Genomic DNA, 16,480 nt, shown 5'->3' on the forward strand with positions numbered 1-16,480 from the left:
TGACGCAGTGTCCTTGTCCACTGCGACACGACAGCGACAGCTCGCCGGTATCAACAGTCGCCTACAAAAGAGCGGAAGTGGCCGCTGGTGGATCGGCGGCGAACGCCTGCGCCGCCCTCGCGACGGCGTGGCGCGACGCGCCGCCGGCGACTGCCCCTTCGAGTCCCGCCCGCCCGCAACCGCACCGCCGGAAGACGGTCCTCCTCGCTCGCTTCGCTCGCTGCGCGGGCTGCGACTTCCGCACTCCCGCACGCTCCCTCCGGTCGCTCGCGGGACCGCAGCCTCACGCCTCCCCAGCCTCGTCGCCGCCGCCGGTGGCGGCCGCTCGCAGGCACGCGCCGCCGCGACCCGCTTATAAATGCTCGCACGTCCGGGCGGTCGACCGCCGTCGCTCGGCCATTTATATAGCTCCCGCCGCGTAGGTGGGGCGTGTCCCGCGTCACCGTCAGCGTCGACCCGCACGTCCACTCCGAGGGGAGTTACGACGGCCACGAGCCGGTCGAGCTGATACTCGAACACGCGGCCGAGATCGGGCTCGACGCGGTCGTCATCACCGACCACGACGTGATCCGGGAGTCGAAGCGCGCCGCGGAGATCGCCCCCGAGTACGGGCTGATCGGCATCCCCGGCGTGGAGGTGTCGACCGCGCACGGGCACCTGCTGGCGATCGGCGTCGAGCGGATGCCCCCGCGCGGCCGCCCGTACGCCGAGACGGTCAGCTGGATCCGGGAGCGCGGCGGCGTCGCGATCGTCCCCCACCCCTTTCAGCGCTCGCGCCACGGCGTCCGCCAGCGCGACATCCCGGTCCCCGAACCGCCCGCGGACGCGGACGAGCGCGTCGCGGCGGACGGCGCCTCCGAGGGCGATGGCTCCGGCGCGGACCCGGAGGCGGCGCCCGCCGCGCCGGCCGCCGAGGTCGACGCTATCGAGGTGTTCAACGCGTGGCTGTTCACGGGGTACCGAAACCGTCGCGCGCGGCGGTTCGCGGCCGAACACGGCTATCCGGGCGTCGCCGCGAGCGACGCGCACCACCTCCGGTACGTGGGCCGGGCGTTCACGGAGCTGACGGTCGAGGGCGCCGACTCCGTCCGCGAGGTCACGGCCGACGACGTGCTGGCGGCGATCCGCCGCGGCACGACGACCGTCGACGGCCGCCGCGCGCCGGTCCGGATGGCGGCGAAACACTACGTCGGCGCGGCCGGGCGCCGGTCGGCGTACTACGCGCGGACCGGCGCGACCCGGGGCGCGCTGGCCACCAAGCGGACCGCGATAGGGGGCGCCGTCGCCGCCAAGGTCGCGGCCCTCCAGTCGATCCACCGGACCCGGCGGATCCTCTCCTGGTTCGTCTGACCGGCCGCGCCCGCGAGCGGTCGCGACCGCGAACGGTCGAGACCGCGAACGTCCGGGCGCCGGCGGCCGCGGAGAACGGGGTTTTTGCCCGCGGCCGCGAATGTGTTCCCATGAGCCACGACAGACGCGAGTCCGGGTTCAAGCGGCGGACCCGGGTCGCGGACGCGAGGGCGACGCTGCTCGACGCCGTCACGTCCCACGACCGAACGGAGGCGGTCCCGGTCGAGGCGGCCGACGGCCGCGTCGTCGCCGAACCGATCGACGCACCCGCGCCGGTGCCGGGGTACGACCGCGCCGCGATGGACGGGTACGCCGTCCGCGCGAGCGACACCTTCGGCGCCGGCGACCGAGCGCCGGCGGCCCTGACCGCCAAGCCCGCCGAGGCGGACGCGGTCGCGCCCGACGAGGCCGCTCGGGTCCACACCGGCAGCGCAGTCCCGGAGGGCGCGGACGCGGTCGTGATGATCGAACAGGTCGAGTCGGTCGACGGCGAGGTGGAGGTGTTCGAGGCGGTCGCGACCGGCGAGAACGTCGGCGAGGCCGGCGAGGACGTCGCCGACGGCCAGCGCCTCTACGAGCCCGGCCACGCCCTGCGCCCCTCCGACCTCGGCCTGCTGCGCTCGGTGGGCCTCGACACCGTCACGGTTCGGGAGCCGCCAGAGGTCGCCGTGATTCCGACCGGCGAGGAGCTGGTGGAGTCGGATCCCGGCCCCGGCGAGGTGATCGAGACGAACGGGCTCACCGTCTCCCGGCTCGTCGAGCGCTGGGGCGGCGAGGCGCGCTACCGCGACGTCGTCACCGACGACCCGGACGCGCTGCGGGAGGCGGTCGGGGCCGACCTCGACGCCGACGTGGTCGTCACGACCGGCGGCTCCTCGGTCGGCGAGCGCGACCTGATCCCCGAGGTCGTCGACGGCCTCGGCGAGGTGCTGGTCCACGGCGTCGCCCTGAAGCCGGGCCACCCAGTCTGCCTTGGCCGGGCTGAGGGGACGCCGATCGTCTCGCTGCCCGGTTATCCGGTCGCGTGCATCGTCAACGCGGCGCAGTTCCTCCGCCCCGCGATGAAGCGCGCGGGCGGGGCCGACGTAGAGCCGTTCCCGACGCGGCGCGCGACGCTCGGCCGGAAGGTTGCGAGCGAGCCCGGTGTACGGACCTTCGCGCGCGTGTCACTTTCGGGTCCCGACGACGGCCCTGACGGGGACGCGGCGGTCGACGACGCGCTCCCGACCGCGACGCCGACCCGCGCGAGCGGCTCCGGCATCCTCTCCAGCGTCGCGCTCGCTGACGGCTGGGTGGTCGTGCCCGAGCCGCGGGAGGGGCTCGACGCCGGCGAGTCCGTCGACGTCGAACTGTGGGAGGTGACGGAATGAGCGACCGCAAGGAGTTCCGGGACCTCGCGACCCCCGAGGCCGCGCGCGAGGCGATCGAATCGCTCGACCTGTCGCCGACCCCGGAGACGGTCTCGCTGGCGGACGCCCGCGGTCGCGTTCTCGCCGAGCGCGTCGACGCCGCGATCGACGTGCCCGGCTTCGACCGCGCGTCGATGGACGGGTACGCCGTCCGCGCGCGGGAAACCTTCGGCGCGGACGAGGCGGATCCCGCCGAATTCGACCTCGTCGGCGCGGTCCACGCGGGCGCCGCGCCCGACGTGACCGTCGAGCCGGGGACCTGCGCGGAGATCTCCACCGGCGCCGTCATGCCCGACGGCGCCGACGCGGTCGTGATGGTCGAGCGCACCGACGAGCTCGGTTCGGGCGGGGACGGGGTCGACGACGACGGTCCCTCGCGGATCGCTGTCCGCACGCCGGTCGCGCCGGGCGATCACGTGATGACAGCCGGGACCGACATCGCCGCCGGCGCCCGCGCGCTCGGACCGGGCACGCGGCTGACGCCCCGCGAGATCGGGCTGCTGTCGGCGCTCGGCGTCGACGAGGTCCCGGTCGAGGGGCGGCCGCGGGTCGGTATCGTCTCGACCGGCGACGAGCTGGTCCGCCCGGGCGAGGCGCTGAACCCGGACCGCGGGGAGATCTACGACGTGAACTCGACGACGATCGCCGCCGGCGTCGAGGAGGCGGGCGGCGAGCCGGTCCTCTACCCGCACGCCGGCGACAACTACGACGAGATGGAGCGGCTGCTGCGCCGGGCGGCCGACGAGTGCGACCTCGTGCTCTCGTCGGGGTCGACCTCGGCGAGCGCGGTCGACGTCATCTACCGCGTGATCGAGGCGCGCGGGGAGCTCCTGCTCCACGGCGTCGCGGTCAAGCCCGGGAAGCCGATGCTGATCGGCCGGCTCGACCGGGGCGGCTCCGACGGCGGCGACGGCGACGAAGGCGTCGGCGAGGACGCCGCCCGGAACGATGCCTCGGTCGGCGAGTCCGCGTACGTCGGCCTCCCCGGCTACCCGGTGTCCGCGCTCACCATATTTCGCACGTTCGTCGCGCCCGCGATCCGCGACGCCGCCGGCCAGCCCGAGCCCGCGACGGCGACCGTCGAGGGGCGGATGGGCGTGAGCGAGCGCTACTCGGAGGGCCGTCTCCGGCTGATGCCCGTCGGCCTGCTCGACCTGGACGACGACGCCCCCCCGCTCGTCTACCCGGTGGACAAGGGGTCCGGCGCGACGACGAGCCTCGTCGAGGCTGACGGCGTCGTCGCGGTCGACCCGGACACGGAGGTCCTCGACGCCGGTGAGGCGGTCGAGGTACAGCTGTTCTCGCCGGACGTGCGCCCGCCGACGCTGCTCGGCGTCGGCGAGGACGACCCCGCGCTCAACCGCCTGCTCGACCGCCTCGCGAACCCGCGGTACCTCGCCGTCGGCTCGCGCGAGGGGCACCGCCGCCTCCGCGACGGCGTCCCCGACGTGGCGGTGACCGCCGGACCGACCGACCGCGAGGTCGACGCCGAAGCCCTCGGCGGCTGGACCCGCGAGTGGGGGCTTGTCGTCCCCGACGGCAACCCGGAGGCGGTGACCGGGATCGCGGACCTCGTCGACTGCGACCTCCGCTTCCGGAACCGGTCAACAGTCTCGGGCCTCCGTCGGAGCCTCGACACGGCGCTCGACGACCTCGCGGACGAGCGCGACGCCGACCGCCGGGACCTCGCCGAGCGGATCGACGGCTACGAGCGGACCGCGAAGGCGTTCGAGAGCCCGGCCCGCGCGGTCGTCGCGGGCGACGCGGACGCCGGGCTCGGGCTCCGCGAGACGGCGGAACGGCTGGGTTGTGCGTTCGTCCCGCTCGGCGAGCAGTCGGTCGTCGTCAGGGCGGCCCCCGATCGCGCCGGCCGCGAGCCGGTCGCGGCGCTGGCGGCCGCACTCGACGGTGACGGCGGTCGCGGCGGGATCGACGCGATCCTCGCCGACCTCCCGGGCTACTCGCGGAACAGCCGAAACGATCCCTGACCGACGACGACCTCGCCGCGGTCCCCGTCGACGCCGCTGGTGACGGTCATCTCGCTGACGCCGATGGAGCCGCCGGCCCGGATCACTTCGGCCTCCGCGCGGAGGTCGCCGGTTGCGGGGAGGAGGTAGTTCGCGTTGAGGTTCACCGTCGCGACGCCGCCGTCGAGCGGGTCCTCGAACGTCGTGCGCTGCGCGACGCCGCCGGCCGTGTCAATCAGCGTCGCCGCCACGCCGCCGTGGATCGTCTGCCCGTCCGTGTTCGTGAGCTTCTCGTCGAAGGGGATCGAGAGCACGACGCGCCCGCGCTCGACCGTCTCGACCGACGTGTTCAGCCACGAGAGGTAGCCGTGTTCGTCCTCTAACTTTTGTTCGACGAACCGCGTCGCCGCGTCGGGGAGCGGGTGCATCTCCGCGATGTCCGTCTGATCCATGTCCCGCCGGTCGTCCCGGGACGGCTTGTACCCCCCGGAAACGGGCGACAACCGGCGATCGATTGACGGCCTCGCTCACCCGACGCCGAGCCGGATCGGGTCGTCGCTTGGCACGAGCTCGACCGTCACCGACTCGCCGATCGCGAACGAGCGGTCCGGACAGACCAACTTGACGCCGAAGCGCTCGCCGCGCGCGGCGAACAGGGAGAGCCCCACGATGCGATCGCCGTTCGCGCGGACGTCGACCGCCCCCCACTCGACCCGTGGCGACCCGGACGACCCCCCGCCGTGGGCGGCCGCGGTTCCGATCCGGGTCCCGAGGAGGGACACCGCGTCGCCCGACCGCGGGCGTCGCTCGTCTCTCCCGTCCTCGCCGGGCGCCGCGTCGCTCGCCGCGAACGTCCCGCCGCCCGCGTAGTGCGTCAGTCCGCCGTCGAGCGGGACCCCCCCGTCGCTCGCGAGCGCCGCGAACGACGGTCCGGGCTCGGTCCGCCGCGGGCCGGCGAGCACGACGTGGGTCGGCCCCCGCTCGACGACGGTTCCGGTCCCGTCCCACGCGACCCGCTCCACGGGGAGGTCCGCGGCGACCGGGAGCGACCCGCTCGCTCGGAGGGGGTTCGCGTCCGGCGGGCGGAACCCGAGGTGGACGTGGTCGTCGACCCACTGGCCGAAGAAGCCCGAGCGGGTCGTCGGGCCGAGCGCGTCGCCGACGGTGACCCGGTCGCCCGGCGTCACCGCCGGGATCACGTGGAGGATCCGCGCGACGGTGCCGGAGGGCGCGCCCGCGCGAGCACACCACTCATCGTCGAGGCCGACGACGATCAGGTGGTCCTCGTCGGCCGCATACGGGCGGTCCGGACAGCCGACGGTGCGGACCGCGCTGACGGTCCCGGCGACCGGAGAGTGGCCGACCCCGTCGCCCGGGTAGAGGTCGACGGCGCGACCGCGTTCGTGGGCGGGGTACGGGGAGTTGAACCGCGAGAACTTCTCGTATTGCTCGACGACCTCCGCGGGGAGCGTGACGGTTGCCTCCGGCGGGTCGGTCACGGGTCGGCGACCTCCATCCCCTCGATCACGAACCGCGCGCCGCCGGCGTCGGACTCGGCGACCGAGAGCGTCCAGCCGTGCGCCTCGGCGATGTCGCCGACGATCGCCAGCCCCAGCCCGGTGCCGCCGCCGAGCGACACGCCGCGCTCGGTGACTCGCTCGCGCTCCTCGGCCGGGATCCCGGGACCGTCGTCGCCGATCGAGAGCGCGGCCCGGTCGCCGCCTCGGGTGATAGCGACCGTGACGGCCACGTCCTCTCCCGCGTGTTCGATCGCGTTGCGGAACAGGTTGGAGGTCAGCTGTTCGAGCCGGTCGCGGTCGGCCAACGCGGTCGCGTCGCCCTCGACGGTCAGCGTCGCGTCGGCGGTCTCGAGCCGCGACCAGACGCGTCTGACCGTCCCGTCCAGCGAGACCCGGTCGAGGTCGTCGACCGTCTCCCCCGCCGTCGCCAGCGCGAGGAGTCCCTCGATCATGTCGTCCATCCGCTCGTGGGCGTTCGCGGCCCGCTCTAAGGCGCCGTCGGGGTCGCCGTCGCGCTGGCGGGCCAGCTCGACGGCCGCAGACGCGGCGGCAAGTGGGTTTCGCAGGTCGTGCGAGACGACGCCGGCGAACTCCTCTAACCGCTCGTTCTGCCGTTCGAGCTCCGCCTCCCGGCGTTCGAGTTCCGCCTGTCGCCGCTCCCGCGCGGTCACGTCGCGGAGCAGGAAGACGTGGCCGCGGTCGGTCCCGCGCGGGTCCGTGATCGGGTTCTCTTGGATGTCGAACTCGCGGTCCCCGATGGCGATCGGGTGTTCGACGCCGGACTCCAGCCGCGGGAACACGTCCGACAGCGATGAGCCGACCGCGTCGGGCGGGAGGAGCGACTCGGCGGCGGGGTTGAGGTCGCGGATCCGCCCGTCGGAGCCGGAGACGATCACCGGGTCCTGCATCACCTCGACCGCGGTGTCGCGCGCGACGACCGCGGCGTCGAGGGTGCCGAGCCAAAAGACGGTGCCGTAGAGGAACACGCCGTGGATCACGAACGCCGTCGGCAGCCACGAGAGGTCCCCGTAGCTCCCGACGTCGACGAACGTCACGGCCCCCGCGAGGAACGGGAACAGCGTGCCGAGCAGCACGACGAACGTCTGGAGCCGGTAGCGGTTCCCGGTCCGGTCGTAGAGGTCGACGACGAGGGACGCGCCGGCGAGACACAGCGCGTACGCGAAGAGGACGAACGCGCCGCCGGCGGGACCCAACCCGTATCCGAGCAGCGTGAACGGGCCGTCGGCGACGGGGGCGACGGAGCGCCGGGCCAGCCCGTGGGTCCCGCTCGACCACGCGAGGAGGACCCAGACGAACGCGGGGGTCGCGAGCGCGACGATCCGGTTCTCCGTCCGCCAGCGTTCGCGCCCGGTGAACGCCAGCGCGAACGCCATCCAGAGGACGGGAAGCGCGCCGAGGAGCGGCGTCGCGAGGCTGAGCGCGACGCGCATCGCGAGCTCACCGGACGCGACGATCTGGAGGCCGTACAGCAGCGACGCGCCGCCGCCGCTGAGGAGGTACAGCGCGACCTCGAGGCCGCCGGGCTCGTCGCGCTCCCGCCACGCGACCCGACCGAGCCAGAGCCCGATGACGCCGGCCAGCAGGCAGGCGGTCAGGTACGCCTGAACCGGCAGGGCGCTCAGGTCGCTCATCGATACCGGTACCACTTCCAGCGCCGACAAAACTGTTGTGTCACGCGCCGGCGCCCCCCGGGGCCCTCGGTTTCTCCCCGCCCCGAGCGACCGCGCTCGGCGCAAGGGGCTTGTGTGCCGCCGCCGTCGGCACGTCCATGCGCGTGTACAGGGGCGAGTTCGCGACCCCGGCGGCCGACCGGGAGCCGGCGGGCGACCTGCTCGCGTCGGCCGCGGAGGGGGTCCCGGCCGTCCGCGTCACGGCGCCGCCGAAGCAGGTCGCCTTCGGCCGGCGGGACGCCCGCGAGCCGGGGTTCGACCGGGCGAAGCGGGCGGCGCGCGCGGCCGGATTCCCTGCCGTCGAGCGCGACGTGGGCGGTCGCGCGGTCGCGTACACCGGGTCGACGCTCTCGTTCGGCGTCGCGGTACCGACCGGCGGCGACCGGGGGTCGATCGACTCGCGGTACGAGACCGCGACCGAGACGCTCCGCGACGCGCTCCGCGACCTCGGCGCCGACGTGGTCCGCGGCGAGCCCCCGGCCGCGTTCTGCCCCGGCGAGCACTCCCTGCGCGTCGCTGGGGGCGGTGCGACGAAAACCGGCGGGGCCGCGGGCGGCGGGAAGGTCGCCGGGCTCGCGCAGCGCGTGCGCGCCGACGCGGCGCTCGTCGCCGGCGTCCTCGTCGTCTCGGCGGCGGACGCCGCGCCGATCGCGTCGGTCACCGAACCGGTCTACGACGCGCTCGGCCTGCCGTTCGATCCCGGCTCGGTCGGGAGCGTCGCCGACGCCGGCGGTCCGGACGACCCCGACGCCGTCGCCCGCGCGGTCGAGACCGCGTTCGTGGAGGAGCCGTGGGGCGACGGCGAGCGCCGGATCGTGCGCGTCGGCGGGGCAGCCGACTGAGCGCTGCGCGGCGCGCGGTTCCGACGTTTCGACGTGCTTTTTATGCGCGGGGGTCTGCGTTCGGGCATGGCCGAATTCAAAGTCGTCGTCGCCGACCCCGAGACCGGCGAGACGTTCCAGCGAGAGGTCGACGGACAGGACGCCAACCGATTCCTCGGTCGCGAACTCGGCGACGAGATCGGCGGCGACGCCGTCGGGCTCTCCGACCACACGATCGAACTCACCGGCGGCTCCGACGAGACCGGGCGCCCGATGCGCGAAGACGTCTCCGGCACCCGCCTGAAGGAGCTCCTCCTCGAGGGCGGCATCGGCTTCGAGCCCTCCCGCGAGGGCGAGCGCAAGCGGATCACCGTCCGCGGCCGCGAGGTCGACGACGACATCGCGCAGATCAATGCGAGCGTCGTCGACGGCGACGGCGACGTGGCGGCCGCGCTCGGCGAGGGCGACGCCGACGCCGACGAGTAACGGCGCTTCGATGCCTCGCGTTCCCTCCGACGGCGAGGACGTTTCCTCGGTTCGCGTCTCGCTCGCCCGGAGCGGCGGCACTCGCCGCCCCTGCGTCAGACTTCCCGACGACGACGCGCTCGACGGGCGCGTCGAGTCCGGGACCTGCGACGCGCTTGGAGTGAGTCAGGGGGACCTGATCCGCGTCGCGATCGGTCGCGACGAGTACCACGCGCGTGTCGCGGCCGACTCGCGCGGGCGGCTCCTCCGCGGCGCGTTCGACAACCGGCGGCTGGCGCGCGAGTCCGGCGAGGGGACGAACCGGCTGGTCGAGTGGCTCGACGCGAACGGCCGGGAGCCGGGCGAGAGCGTCGTCCTCGACGTGGTGGTGTCCGGCGAGCTGTACGGGCTGCGGATCCCCGGCGAGCGGACCGTGTACGACGCGGACCGCGGGCCGCGGTCGTCGCTCGCGGACATCGCCCGCGACGTGGACGGGTAGCTCCCGGAGCGCGCCGGGCGTCGACGGTCACCCTCCGCCGCGGCGGCGCGGCGTCAGGTCGGATCGCTTATTCTCGCGCGGCCCCGAGGTCGGTCCATGCAGGAGGTCGACGCGGACCTGACGGCGCTCGACCGCGCGATCATCAACGCGTTCCAGGGCGGCTTCCCGGTCGTGGAGCGCCCCTTCGACGCGGCGGCGGCCGCGCTCCGCGAGCGCGGCGTCGACGTGACGGGACCGGAGCTGTGCGAGCGCGTCCGCGAGCTCGACGAGGAGGGGATCCTCTCGCGGTTCGGCGCGCTCGTCAACGCCGAGGAGATCGGCGGCGCCGCCTCGCTCGTCGCGATGCACGCGCCCGAGGACCGCTACGACGAGGTCGCGGAGACGGTGAACGAGTTCACCGCGGTCGCACACAACTACGAGCGGGAGCACCCGCACCTCAACATGTGGTTCGTGGTGAGCGTCGCGGACCACCCGGACCCCGACAAGGACGGGAGCGACCGCGTCGAGGAGGTGCTCGCGGAGATCGAGGACGCGACGGGCCAGGAGACGTACAACCTCCCGAAGCTCCGGGAGTTCCACGTCGGCGCGAAGTTCCTCGTCGACGGCCCGGTCCCCGACGGCGACGTGGACCTCTCGGGGCTCGGGCCCGACGTCTCGCCCAGCGATCGCGGAACGTTGACGCCCGACGAGCGCGACCTCGTCGTCGAGATCCAGGGCGGGCTCCCGGTGACCGAGACGCCGTACGCCGACGTGGCCGCCGCGGTCGGCGCCGACGTGGACTGGGTGACCGAGACAATCAAGGGGTTCGAGCGGGAGGAGAAGGTGCGCCGCGTCGGCGTCATCCCAAACCACTACGCGCTCGGCTACACGGAGAACGGGATGACCGTCTGGGACGTGCCCGAAGACGCCCTCGACGAGGTCGGCCCCGCCGTCGCCGACTTAGGCTTCGTCACGCACTGCTACGAGCGCCCGCGCCACGCCGGCGTCTGGGAGTACAACTTCTTCGCCATGACGCACGGCCGCACCGAGGCCGAGAGCGAGCGCCGGATCACCGAGGTCAGGGAGCTGATGGACGACTACTGGGACGTCGGCGCGGACGACTGGGACACCCTGTTCTCGACGCGCATCCTGAAGAAGACCGGTATCCGCATCGCGGACCGGGCGGACAGCAACACGGCGTGACTCCCCGAACCGCGGGGACCGGAGGCCGTTCGTGACGCCGCTGTACCACGACTTCGCGGGCGAGACGGTGGTCGTCTTCGGCGGCGGCCCCGTCGGCTCGCGGAAGGCCCGCGGCTTCGACGAGGCCGCGCGCGTCGTGGTCGTGAGTCCCGACTTCGACGAGCGATTGCCCTCGCCCGACGACCCCGAGGCGGAGCGCGACACCGCGATCGAACTGCTACGCGCCGCTCCGGACGCCGACGCGGTCGCCGGCTGGATCGATCGGCTCGGTCCCGCGCTCGCGGTCGCCGCGACCGACGACGCCGCGGTCAACGCCGCCGTGGAGTCGGCCGCGCTCGACCGCGGGATCTTGGTCAACCGGACCGACGTCTCCGGGGGTCGCGACCCCGGGAGCGTCGTGGTGCCCGCGACGGTGGAGGACGAGCCGGTGACCGTCGCGCTCTCGACGGGCGGGACCAGCCCCGCGCTCGCGAAGGCGTTACGCGAACGGATCGAGGCCGAGATAGAGGGGGCGGGCGAGATGGCGGCGCTCTCTGGCGAGATCCGCGAGGAACTGAAATCCGAGGGTATACCTCCCGAGAAACGCCGGGAAGCGGTTCGCCGCGTTGTCAGATCCCGGGGGGTTTGGAAGGGTTTACAAAAGGGGAGATCCAACGGACGGCAAGAGGCCGACACCGTGATCGAGGAGGTACTCGACCGATGAGAGAGACGGGTGCGATCGCCGGCGTGAGCGTCGCCCACGCCGACGCGACCGTCGACGAGATCGAGGCCGCCGGCGGCGACGGCGTCCGCGCGACCGTCTCCGACCTGCTCGCGCGAGAAGGGGTCGAAGAGGCGTTCGCGGTACAGACGTGTAACCGCTCGGAGGCGTACGTCGTCACCGACCGGACCGTCGACGGCACGACGGCGCTGTCGACGTTCGCGCCGGACGTCCGCGGCGGCGCGGTCCGCCGCCTCGACCACGAGGAGAGCCTGGAACACCTGATGCGCGTCGCCTCCGGGCTGGAGTCGCTCGTGCTCGGCGAAGACCAGATCATCGGGCAGCTGCGGGAGGCCTACGAGGAGTCGAAGTCCGCCGGCGGCATCGGCCCCGTCCTCAAGGACGCCGTGACGAAGGCGCTCCACGTCGGAGAGCGGGCGCGGACGGAAACCGAGATCAACGAGGGCGTCGTCTCGCTCGGTTCCGCCGCGGTCCGGCTCGCGGCGGACGAGATCGACCTCACCGACGGCTCGGCCGTCGTCGTCGGGGCCGGCGAGATGGGGACGCTCGCGGCCCGGGCGCTCGACGACACGCCGGTCTCGGATATCGTCGTCGCGAACCGCACCGTCCCGCACGCGGAGTTCGTCGCCGAGGAGGTCGACACGCCCGCGGAGGCGGTGCCGCTCGCGGACCTCCCCGCCGTGGTCCCCGACGCCGACCTCGTCGTCACCGCGACCGGCAGCCCCGACCTCGTCGTCCACCCGTCGTACGTCGACGGCGCCGGCCGGGTCGTCTGTATCGACATCGCGCAGCCCCGCGACGTCGACCCGGCGGCCGGCGCGCGCGAGGGCGTGACCGTCTTCGACATCGACGACCTCGAAGACGTGACCCAGCGGACCAGGGAGAGCCGCGCCGCGGAGGCGCGCGAGGTCGAGTCGATCATCGACGCGGAGCTCGACCGCATCCTCGAGGCGTACAAGCGCAAGCGCGCCGACGACGCCATCTCGGCGATGTACGCCGGCGCGGACCGGGTGAAGGCGCGCGAGCTCGACCGCGCGATGTCGAAGCTGGAGGCGCAGGGTGACCTCACGGACGAGCAGCGCCAGACGGTCGCCGACCTCGCCGACGCCCTCGTCGGCCAGCTGCTCGCCGCCCCGACGCGCTCGCTCCGGGACGCGGCCGGCGAGGACGACTGGGAGACGATCCGCACGGCGCTCCGGCTGTTCGATCCCGAGTTCACGTCGCAGGCCGGCGGTCCGGAGGAGGCGGACATCACCGACGCCGCGGCCGGCGGCCCGGACGCGATCCCGGACTCCGTGGCCGAAGAGTTGGACGATTAAAATTATCACTTATAAGTGGTTGTCAGCGGATCGGCGCTGAACGATTTCAGCGGCCCGGCCGCTCGTTTTTAAATAATTACTGTCGAATCGGCCGTGAAGCCCGCCGAAGCCCCAGCGACTCATATATTGGCCGTTGCTGGCGGAACGGTGGCGAACATCTTCAAAGCCCCAGTCGCTCATTTATAAATAGTACCTGGCAGATCGACGGCGAACACCTCCAAAGCCCCAGCCTCGCGGCTGCCCCTTTGAGTCCCACCCGACCGCACCGCACAGCACCTCACACCTCCCCAACCTCGTCGGCCTCCCTGCGGTCGGCCGACTCCCTCGCGCGTGCTCCTCGCGGCCGCCGGTGGCGGCCGCTCGCAGGCACGCGCCGCCGCGCGTTCATTTATAAATTGACATCTGCGAGAATCTTGGATCGACCGCGACTGCGAGCAGCGCCGATTGAGACGGACCGCCGCGCTTTATTCCCCGGCCGGCCCACGGGTCGGTATGAGGCTCTCCGAGTACGTCGACCGACTCGACGAGGAGCTCGACACGGCCGCGTACGCCGACGTCGACGCGAGCGCGAACGGCCTTCAGGTCGGCCCGGGCGGCGAGGCCGCTAGCCCGGGCGCCGGACCCGCCGACGACCCCGAGGTCGAACGGGTCGCCTTTGCGGTCGACGCCGCGACGGCGACGATCGAGGCCGCCGCGGACGCGGGCGCCGACGTCCTCGTGGTCCACCACGGGCTCTCGTGGGGCGGCATCGAACGCGTGACCGGTCGCGTCCACGACCGGATCGCGGCGCTCATCGAGCACGACATCGCGCTGTACGTCTCGCACCTCCCGCTCGACGGCCACCGGGAACTGGGCAACGCGGCGGGCGTCGCCACCGAGATCGGACTCGAAGACCGCGACCCCTTCGGCGAGATCGGCCCGGTGACGATCGGCACGATCGGGGAGACGGCGGCGCCGCGCTCGGCGGACGCGCTCCGCGAGACGCTCGACGGGTTCGAGGGCCAACCGGACGGCGAGCCGTCGCCCACGCGCGTCCTGGACTTCGGGCCCGACGAGGTCGAACGGGTCGCGGTCGTCACCGGCTCCGGGGTCGACTGGCTCGACGAGGCGGTCGCGGCGGGCGCGGACGCGCTGATCACGGGCGAGGGGAAACAACAGGTGTACCACGACGCCCGCGAGGCCGGGCTGACAGTCTTCCTCGCCGGCCACTACGCGACGGAGACGTTCGGCGTTCGGGCGCTGGAGTCGCTGACCGCCGACTGGGGCGTCGAGACGACGTACCTCTCGCATCCGACCGGGCTCTGAGCCCCGCCCGCGCCGGGGGGCGGCCCCTGCGGGCGCGCTCGCCGCCGAACGCAACCCTTACCGCTCGCGTCCGCGCAGTCCGGGTATGCGCGATCACTTCGAGATCCGGGACCACGACGCCGCCGGGCGGATCGGTCGGCTGACGGTCCCCCGCGCCGACGTCACGGTCGAGACGCCGGCGCTCCTGCCCGTGGTCAACCCCAACGTGCTCACGATCGAGCCGGAGCGGCTCCGCGAGGAGTTCGGCGCGGAGATGCTGATCACGAACTCCTACATCATCCGCAGCACGGACCGCATCCGCGACCGCGTGCTCGACGAGGGGCTCCACGAGTTCCTCGGCTTCGACGGCGCGATCATGACCGACTCGGGCTCCTTCCAGCTGGCCGAGTACGGCGACATCGACGTGACGACCGAGGAGATAATCGAGTTCCAGCGACAGATCGGCAGCGACGTGGCGACGCCCGTCGACGTGCCGACGCCCCCGGACGCCGACCGCGAGCGCGCCGAGTCAGAGCTCGAGACGACGAAGCGGGCGCTCGCAGACGCCGAGGCCGCCGAGACCGGCGAGATGCTCGTCAACGGGCCGGTCCAGGGGGCGACGTACGCCGACCTCCGCGAGGAGGCGGGGCGCCACGCGGCCGCGACCGACCTCGACGTGTTCCCGGTCGGCGCGATGGTGCCGCTGCTCAACTCGTACCGCTACGCCGAGGTGGTCGAGGCGGTGCGCGCGGCGAAGCGCGGGCTCGGGCCGGGGGCGCCGGTCCACCTGTTCGGGGCCGGCCACCCGATGATGCTGGCGCTCGCGGTGGCGGCTGGCTGCGATCTGTTCGACTCGGCCGCGTACGCGCTGATGGCCCGCGACGGCCGCTACCTGACGGTCTCGGGCACCGAACACCTCGAAGCGCTCGACTACTTCCCCTGCTCGTGTCCCGTGTGCGCCGACCACGAGCCGGCGGACCTCCGCGGCTTCGACGACGGCGAGGCGGAGCGGCTGCTCGCCGAGCACAACCTCCACGTCACCTTCGAGGAACTGCGCCGCGTGAAGGAGGCGATCCGCTCGGGGACGCTGCTGGAGCTGGTCGACCGCCGCGCCCGCGGCCACCCGGCGATGCTTGACGGCTACCGCGCGCTGCTCGACCACGCCGACGAACTGGAGCGGACCGACCCCGGGTCGAAGGACGCGTTCTTCTACACCTCACGGGAGGCGGCCCGTCGCCCCGAGGTGATGCGACACCACGACCGACTCGATCCGCTGGCGGCGCCCGACGACCTCCTGCTCACCGAGTCGAAGGCCCCCTCGAATCACGCGTACGACGCGGTGTGGCGCGTGAAGCCACCGTTCGGACCGTATCCGCCCGCGCTCTCGGAGACGTACCCGCTCACCGCCGAGGTTCCGGAGCGGACCGACGATGCGGCGCAGGTCGCCGCGGCGGCGGGTGTGGCCGCGCTCGCGGCGGCGAACCCGGAGACGACGCTCACGCTCGGGCACGACGCGTGGTGCGACGCCGCGTTGGCGCGGCTGCCGGACCGCGTCGAGACGGAGAACCTCCGGACGCTCGGTTGAGCCGGCGCTGGCGCGTGGATTCCGACGCGGCGAAAACCGCAGCCGTGACCGGAGTCGTCGGTCGGTTCGGCGGCGTCGAGCGACTCAGTCGCGCCGGTGACCGAGCGGTTTCTTCTGGCCGACCTCGACCTCGACGTGGATCGAGTCGGGGAAGCCGCGCGCGACGACGGACCGCGCGATGTCGTCGGCGCCGTGGATCTCCATCGAGCGGTGATACACGTCGTAGCGCCACGGCGAGAACTCGTCGCCCGGTGAGAGGTCCTTGTACAGCGGCACGGTGACGCGCTCCGAGGGGCTCGCGTGCGGGCCCTTACACTCGGCGCCCTTGCGTTCGAGCGTCTCTTTGAGCTCTTGGACGGTCTCGGCGAGCACGTCGCGGTCGCCGGACGCGAAGTGGAGTTTCGTGACGAAGGTCATGGCTGGGGGTCGTGCGTGAATGACCGCCGGAGCGGTAAAAACGCACCTACCCGCGGTCGCCGCGCGAGACCCCGCCGCGAATCCGGCCGAAGACCGTTCGACGCGGCCGAGCCGTTCGGATCCGTTCGGGAGTCCGACACGCTCTTTAGGGGTGATCGCTTACCTGCGGCCAATGACGGTCGAAGCGACCAGTGCCGGAGCCATCCTCTTCCGCGATACCCGCGGCGAACGGGAGTACTTGCTCCTGAAG

15 protein-coding genes and 1 pseudogene are annotated in these 16,480 nt (G+C 73.2%); 12 read left to right on the forward strand and 4 right to left on the reverse strand.

The genetic code is table 11. From position 1 onward, the window contains the following. Positions 1-429 precede the first annotated feature (429 nt). The 3 genes from B9G38_RS08960 to B9G38_RS08970 all read left to right on the forward strand — a co-directional run bounded on the left by B9G38_RS08960 (position 430) and on the right by B9G38_RS08970 (position 4,747). Positions 430-1,350, forward strand: a complete 921-nt coding sequence (locus tag B9G38_RS08960; protein WP_086220161.1) for a PHP domain-containing protein — start codon at positions 430-432, stop codon at positions 1,348-1,350. A 110-nt stretch (positions 1,351-1,460) separates the two neighbouring features. After that, positions 1,461-2,720, forward strand: a complete 1,260-nt coding sequence (gene glp / locus B9G38_RS08965) for a gephyrin-like molybdotransferase Glp (protein ID WP_086220162.1) — start codon at positions 1,461-1,463, stop codon at positions 2,718-2,720. Next, a complete protein-coding gene (locus tag B9G38_RS08970; protein WP_086220163.1) occupies positions 2,717-4,747 on the forward strand; it encodes a molybdopterin biosynthesis protein in 2,031 nt (676 codons plus the stop codon). Before glp ends, B9G38_RS08970 begins: the two co-directional genes overlap by 4 nt. On the opposite strand, the gene B9G38_RS08975 is transcribed toward B9G38_RS08970, so the two are convergent. The 3 genes from B9G38_RS08975 to B9G38_RS08985 all read right to left on the reverse strand — a co-directional run bounded on the left by B9G38_RS08975 (position 4,717) and on the right by B9G38_RS08985 (position 7,898). Further along, positions 4,717-5,178 carry a PaaI family thioesterase gene (locus tag B9G38_RS08975; RefSeq protein ID WP_086220164.1) on the reverse strand — a complete coding sequence of 154 codons (462 nt, stop codon included), beginning with the start codon at positions 5,176-5,178 and terminating at the stop codon, positions 4,717-4,719. The two genes, B9G38_RS08970 and B9G38_RS08975, sit on opposite strands and share 31 nt — an antisense overlap. A gap of 75 nt (positions 5,179-5,253) precedes the next feature. Beyond that, the gene (locus B9G38_RS08980) at positions 5,254-6,225 is read right to left on the reverse strand and encodes a hypothetical protein (protein ID WP_086220165.1); all 972 of its coding nucleotides are present in this window, start codon (positions 6,223-6,225) and stop codon (positions 5,254-5,256) included. Then, a complete protein-coding gene (locus B9G38_RS08985; RefSeq protein WP_086220166.1) occupies positions 6,222-7,898 on the reverse strand; it encodes a histidine kinase N-terminal 7TM domain-containing protein in 1,677 nt (558 codons plus the stop codon). Before B9G38_RS08985 ends, B9G38_RS08980 begins: the two co-directional genes overlap by 4 nt. Before the next feature lie 137 nt (positions 7,899-8,035). On the opposite strand from B9G38_RS08985, the gene B9G38_RS08990 reads away from it, so the two are divergent. The 8 genes from B9G38_RS08990 (at position 8,036) to tgtA (ending at position 15,813) form a co-directional block, all read left to right on the forward strand. After that, on the forward strand, positions 8,036-8,779 hold the full coding sequence (locus tag B9G38_RS08990; protein ID WP_086220167.1) for a lipoate--protein ligase family protein: 744 nt from the start codon (positions 8,036-8,038) through the stop codon (positions 8,777-8,779). 66 nt (positions 8,780-8,845) lie between these two features. Then, a complete protein-coding gene (locus B9G38_RS08995) occupies positions 8,846-9,244 on the forward strand; it encodes a 30S ribosomal protein S6e (protein ID WP_086220168.1) in 399 nt (132 codons plus the stop codon). Positions 9,245-9,254: 10 nt separating this feature from the next. Beyond that, entirely contained in the window at positions 9,255-9,722 is a 468-nt protein-coding gene (locus tag B9G38_RS09000; protein WP_086220169.1) for a hypothetical protein, read from the forward strand. A gap of 96 nt (positions 9,723-9,818) precedes the next feature. After that, a complete protein-coding gene (locus B9G38_RS09005; protein ID WP_086220170.1) occupies positions 9,819-10,904 on the forward strand; it encodes an Lrp/AsnC family transcriptional regulator in 1,086 nt (361 codons plus the stop codon). A gap of 31 nt (positions 10,905-10,935) precedes the next feature. Next, a complete protein-coding gene (locus B9G38_RS09010) occupies positions 10,936-11,607 on the forward strand; it encodes a bifunctional precorrin-2 dehydrogenase/sirohydrochlorin ferrochelatase (RefSeq protein WP_086220171.1) in 672 nt (223 codons plus the stop codon). Continuing rightward, positions 11,604-12,944 carry a glutamyl-tRNA reductase gene (gene hemA, locus B9G38_RS09015; RefSeq protein ID WP_086220172.1) on the forward strand — a complete coding sequence of 447 codons (1,341 nt, stop codon included), beginning with the start codon at positions 11,604-11,606 and terminating at the stop codon, positions 12,942-12,944. Before B9G38_RS09010 ends, hemA begins: the two co-directional genes overlap by 4 nt. A gap of 492 nt (positions 12,945-13,436) precedes the next feature. Next, entirely contained in the window at positions 13,437-14,249 is an 813-nt protein-coding gene (locus tag B9G38_RS09020) for a Nif3-like dinuclear metal center hexameric protein (RefSeq protein ID WP_086220173.1), read from the forward strand. Positions 14,250-14,334: 85 nt separating this feature from the next. Beyond that, positions 14,335-15,813, forward strand: coding sequence for a tRNA guanosine(15) transglycosylase TgtA (gene tgtA, locus B9G38_RS09025; RefSeq protein WP_086220174.1), 1,479 nt, complete (start codon positions 14,335-14,337; stop codon positions 15,811-15,813). An 84-nt stretch (positions 15,814-15,897) separates the two neighbouring features. Here tgtA and B9G38_RS09030 read toward each other — a convergent pair whose 3' ends face one another. Continuing rightward, a complete protein-coding gene (locus B9G38_RS09030; protein WP_049929748.1) occupies positions 15,898-16,230 on the reverse strand; it encodes an uS10/mL48 family ribosomal protein in 333 nt (110 codons plus the stop codon). Between the two features lie 19 nt (positions 16,231-16,249). On the opposite strand from B9G38_RS09030, the pseudogene B9G38_RS18535 reads away from it, so the two are divergent. Further along, a pseudogene (locus tag B9G38_RS18535) lies at positions 16,250-16,480 on the forward strand (hypothetical protein); the annotation flags it as partial.

Source organism: Halorubrum sp. SD612 (assembly GCF_002135005.1).

Excerpts from the sequence above, each read along its gene's own strand:
- B9G38_RS09000 (WP_086220169.1), top strand. The coding sequence starts at position 9,255 with ATGCCTCGCGTTCCCTCCGACGGCGAGGACGTTTCCTCGGTTCGCGTC.
- B9G38_RS08990 (WP_086220167.1), top strand. The coding sequence starts at position 8,036 with ATGCGCGTGTACAGGGGCGAGTTCGCGACCCCGGCGGCCGACCGGGAG.
- B9G38_RS09030 (WP_049929748.1), bottom strand. The coding sequence starts at position 16,230 with ATGACCTTCGTCACGAAACTCCACTTCGCGTCCGGCGACCGCGACGTG.
- B9G38_RS08995 (WP_086220168.1), top strand. The coding sequence starts at position 8,846 with ATGGCCGAATTCAAAGTCGTCGTCGCCGACCCCGAGACCGGCGAGACG.
- B9G38_RS08970 (WP_086220163.1), top strand. The coding sequence starts at position 2,717 with ATGAGCGACCGCAAGGAGTTCCGGGACCTCGCGACCCCCGAGGCCGCG.
- B9G38_RS09020 (WP_086220173.1), top strand. The coding sequence starts at position 13,437 with ATGAGGCTCTCCGAGTACGTCGACCGACTCGACGAGGAGCTCGACACG.
- B9G38_RS08985 (WP_086220166.1), bottom strand. The coding sequence starts at position 7,898 with ATGAGCGACCTGAGCGCCCTGCCGGTTCAGGCGTACCTGACCGCCTGC.
- B9G38_RS08975 (WP_086220164.1), bottom strand. The coding sequence starts at position 5,178 with ATGGATCAGACGGACATCGCGGAGATGCACCCGCTCCCCGACGCGGCG.
- hemA (WP_086220172.1), top strand. The coding sequence starts at position 11,604 with ATGAGAGAGACGGGTGCGATCGCCGGCGTGAGCGTCGCCCACGCCGAC.
- tgtA (WP_086220174.1), top strand. The coding sequence starts at position 14,335 with ATGCGCGATCACTTCGAGATCCGGGACCACGACGCCGCCGGGCGGATC.
- B9G38_RS09005 (WP_086220170.1), top strand. The coding sequence starts at position 9,819 with ATGCAGGAGGTCGACGCGGACCTGACGGCGCTCGACCGCGCGATCATC.
- glp (WP_086220162.1), top strand. The coding sequence starts at position 1,461 with ATGAGCCACGACAGACGCGAGTCCGGGTTCAAGCGGCGGACCCGGGTC.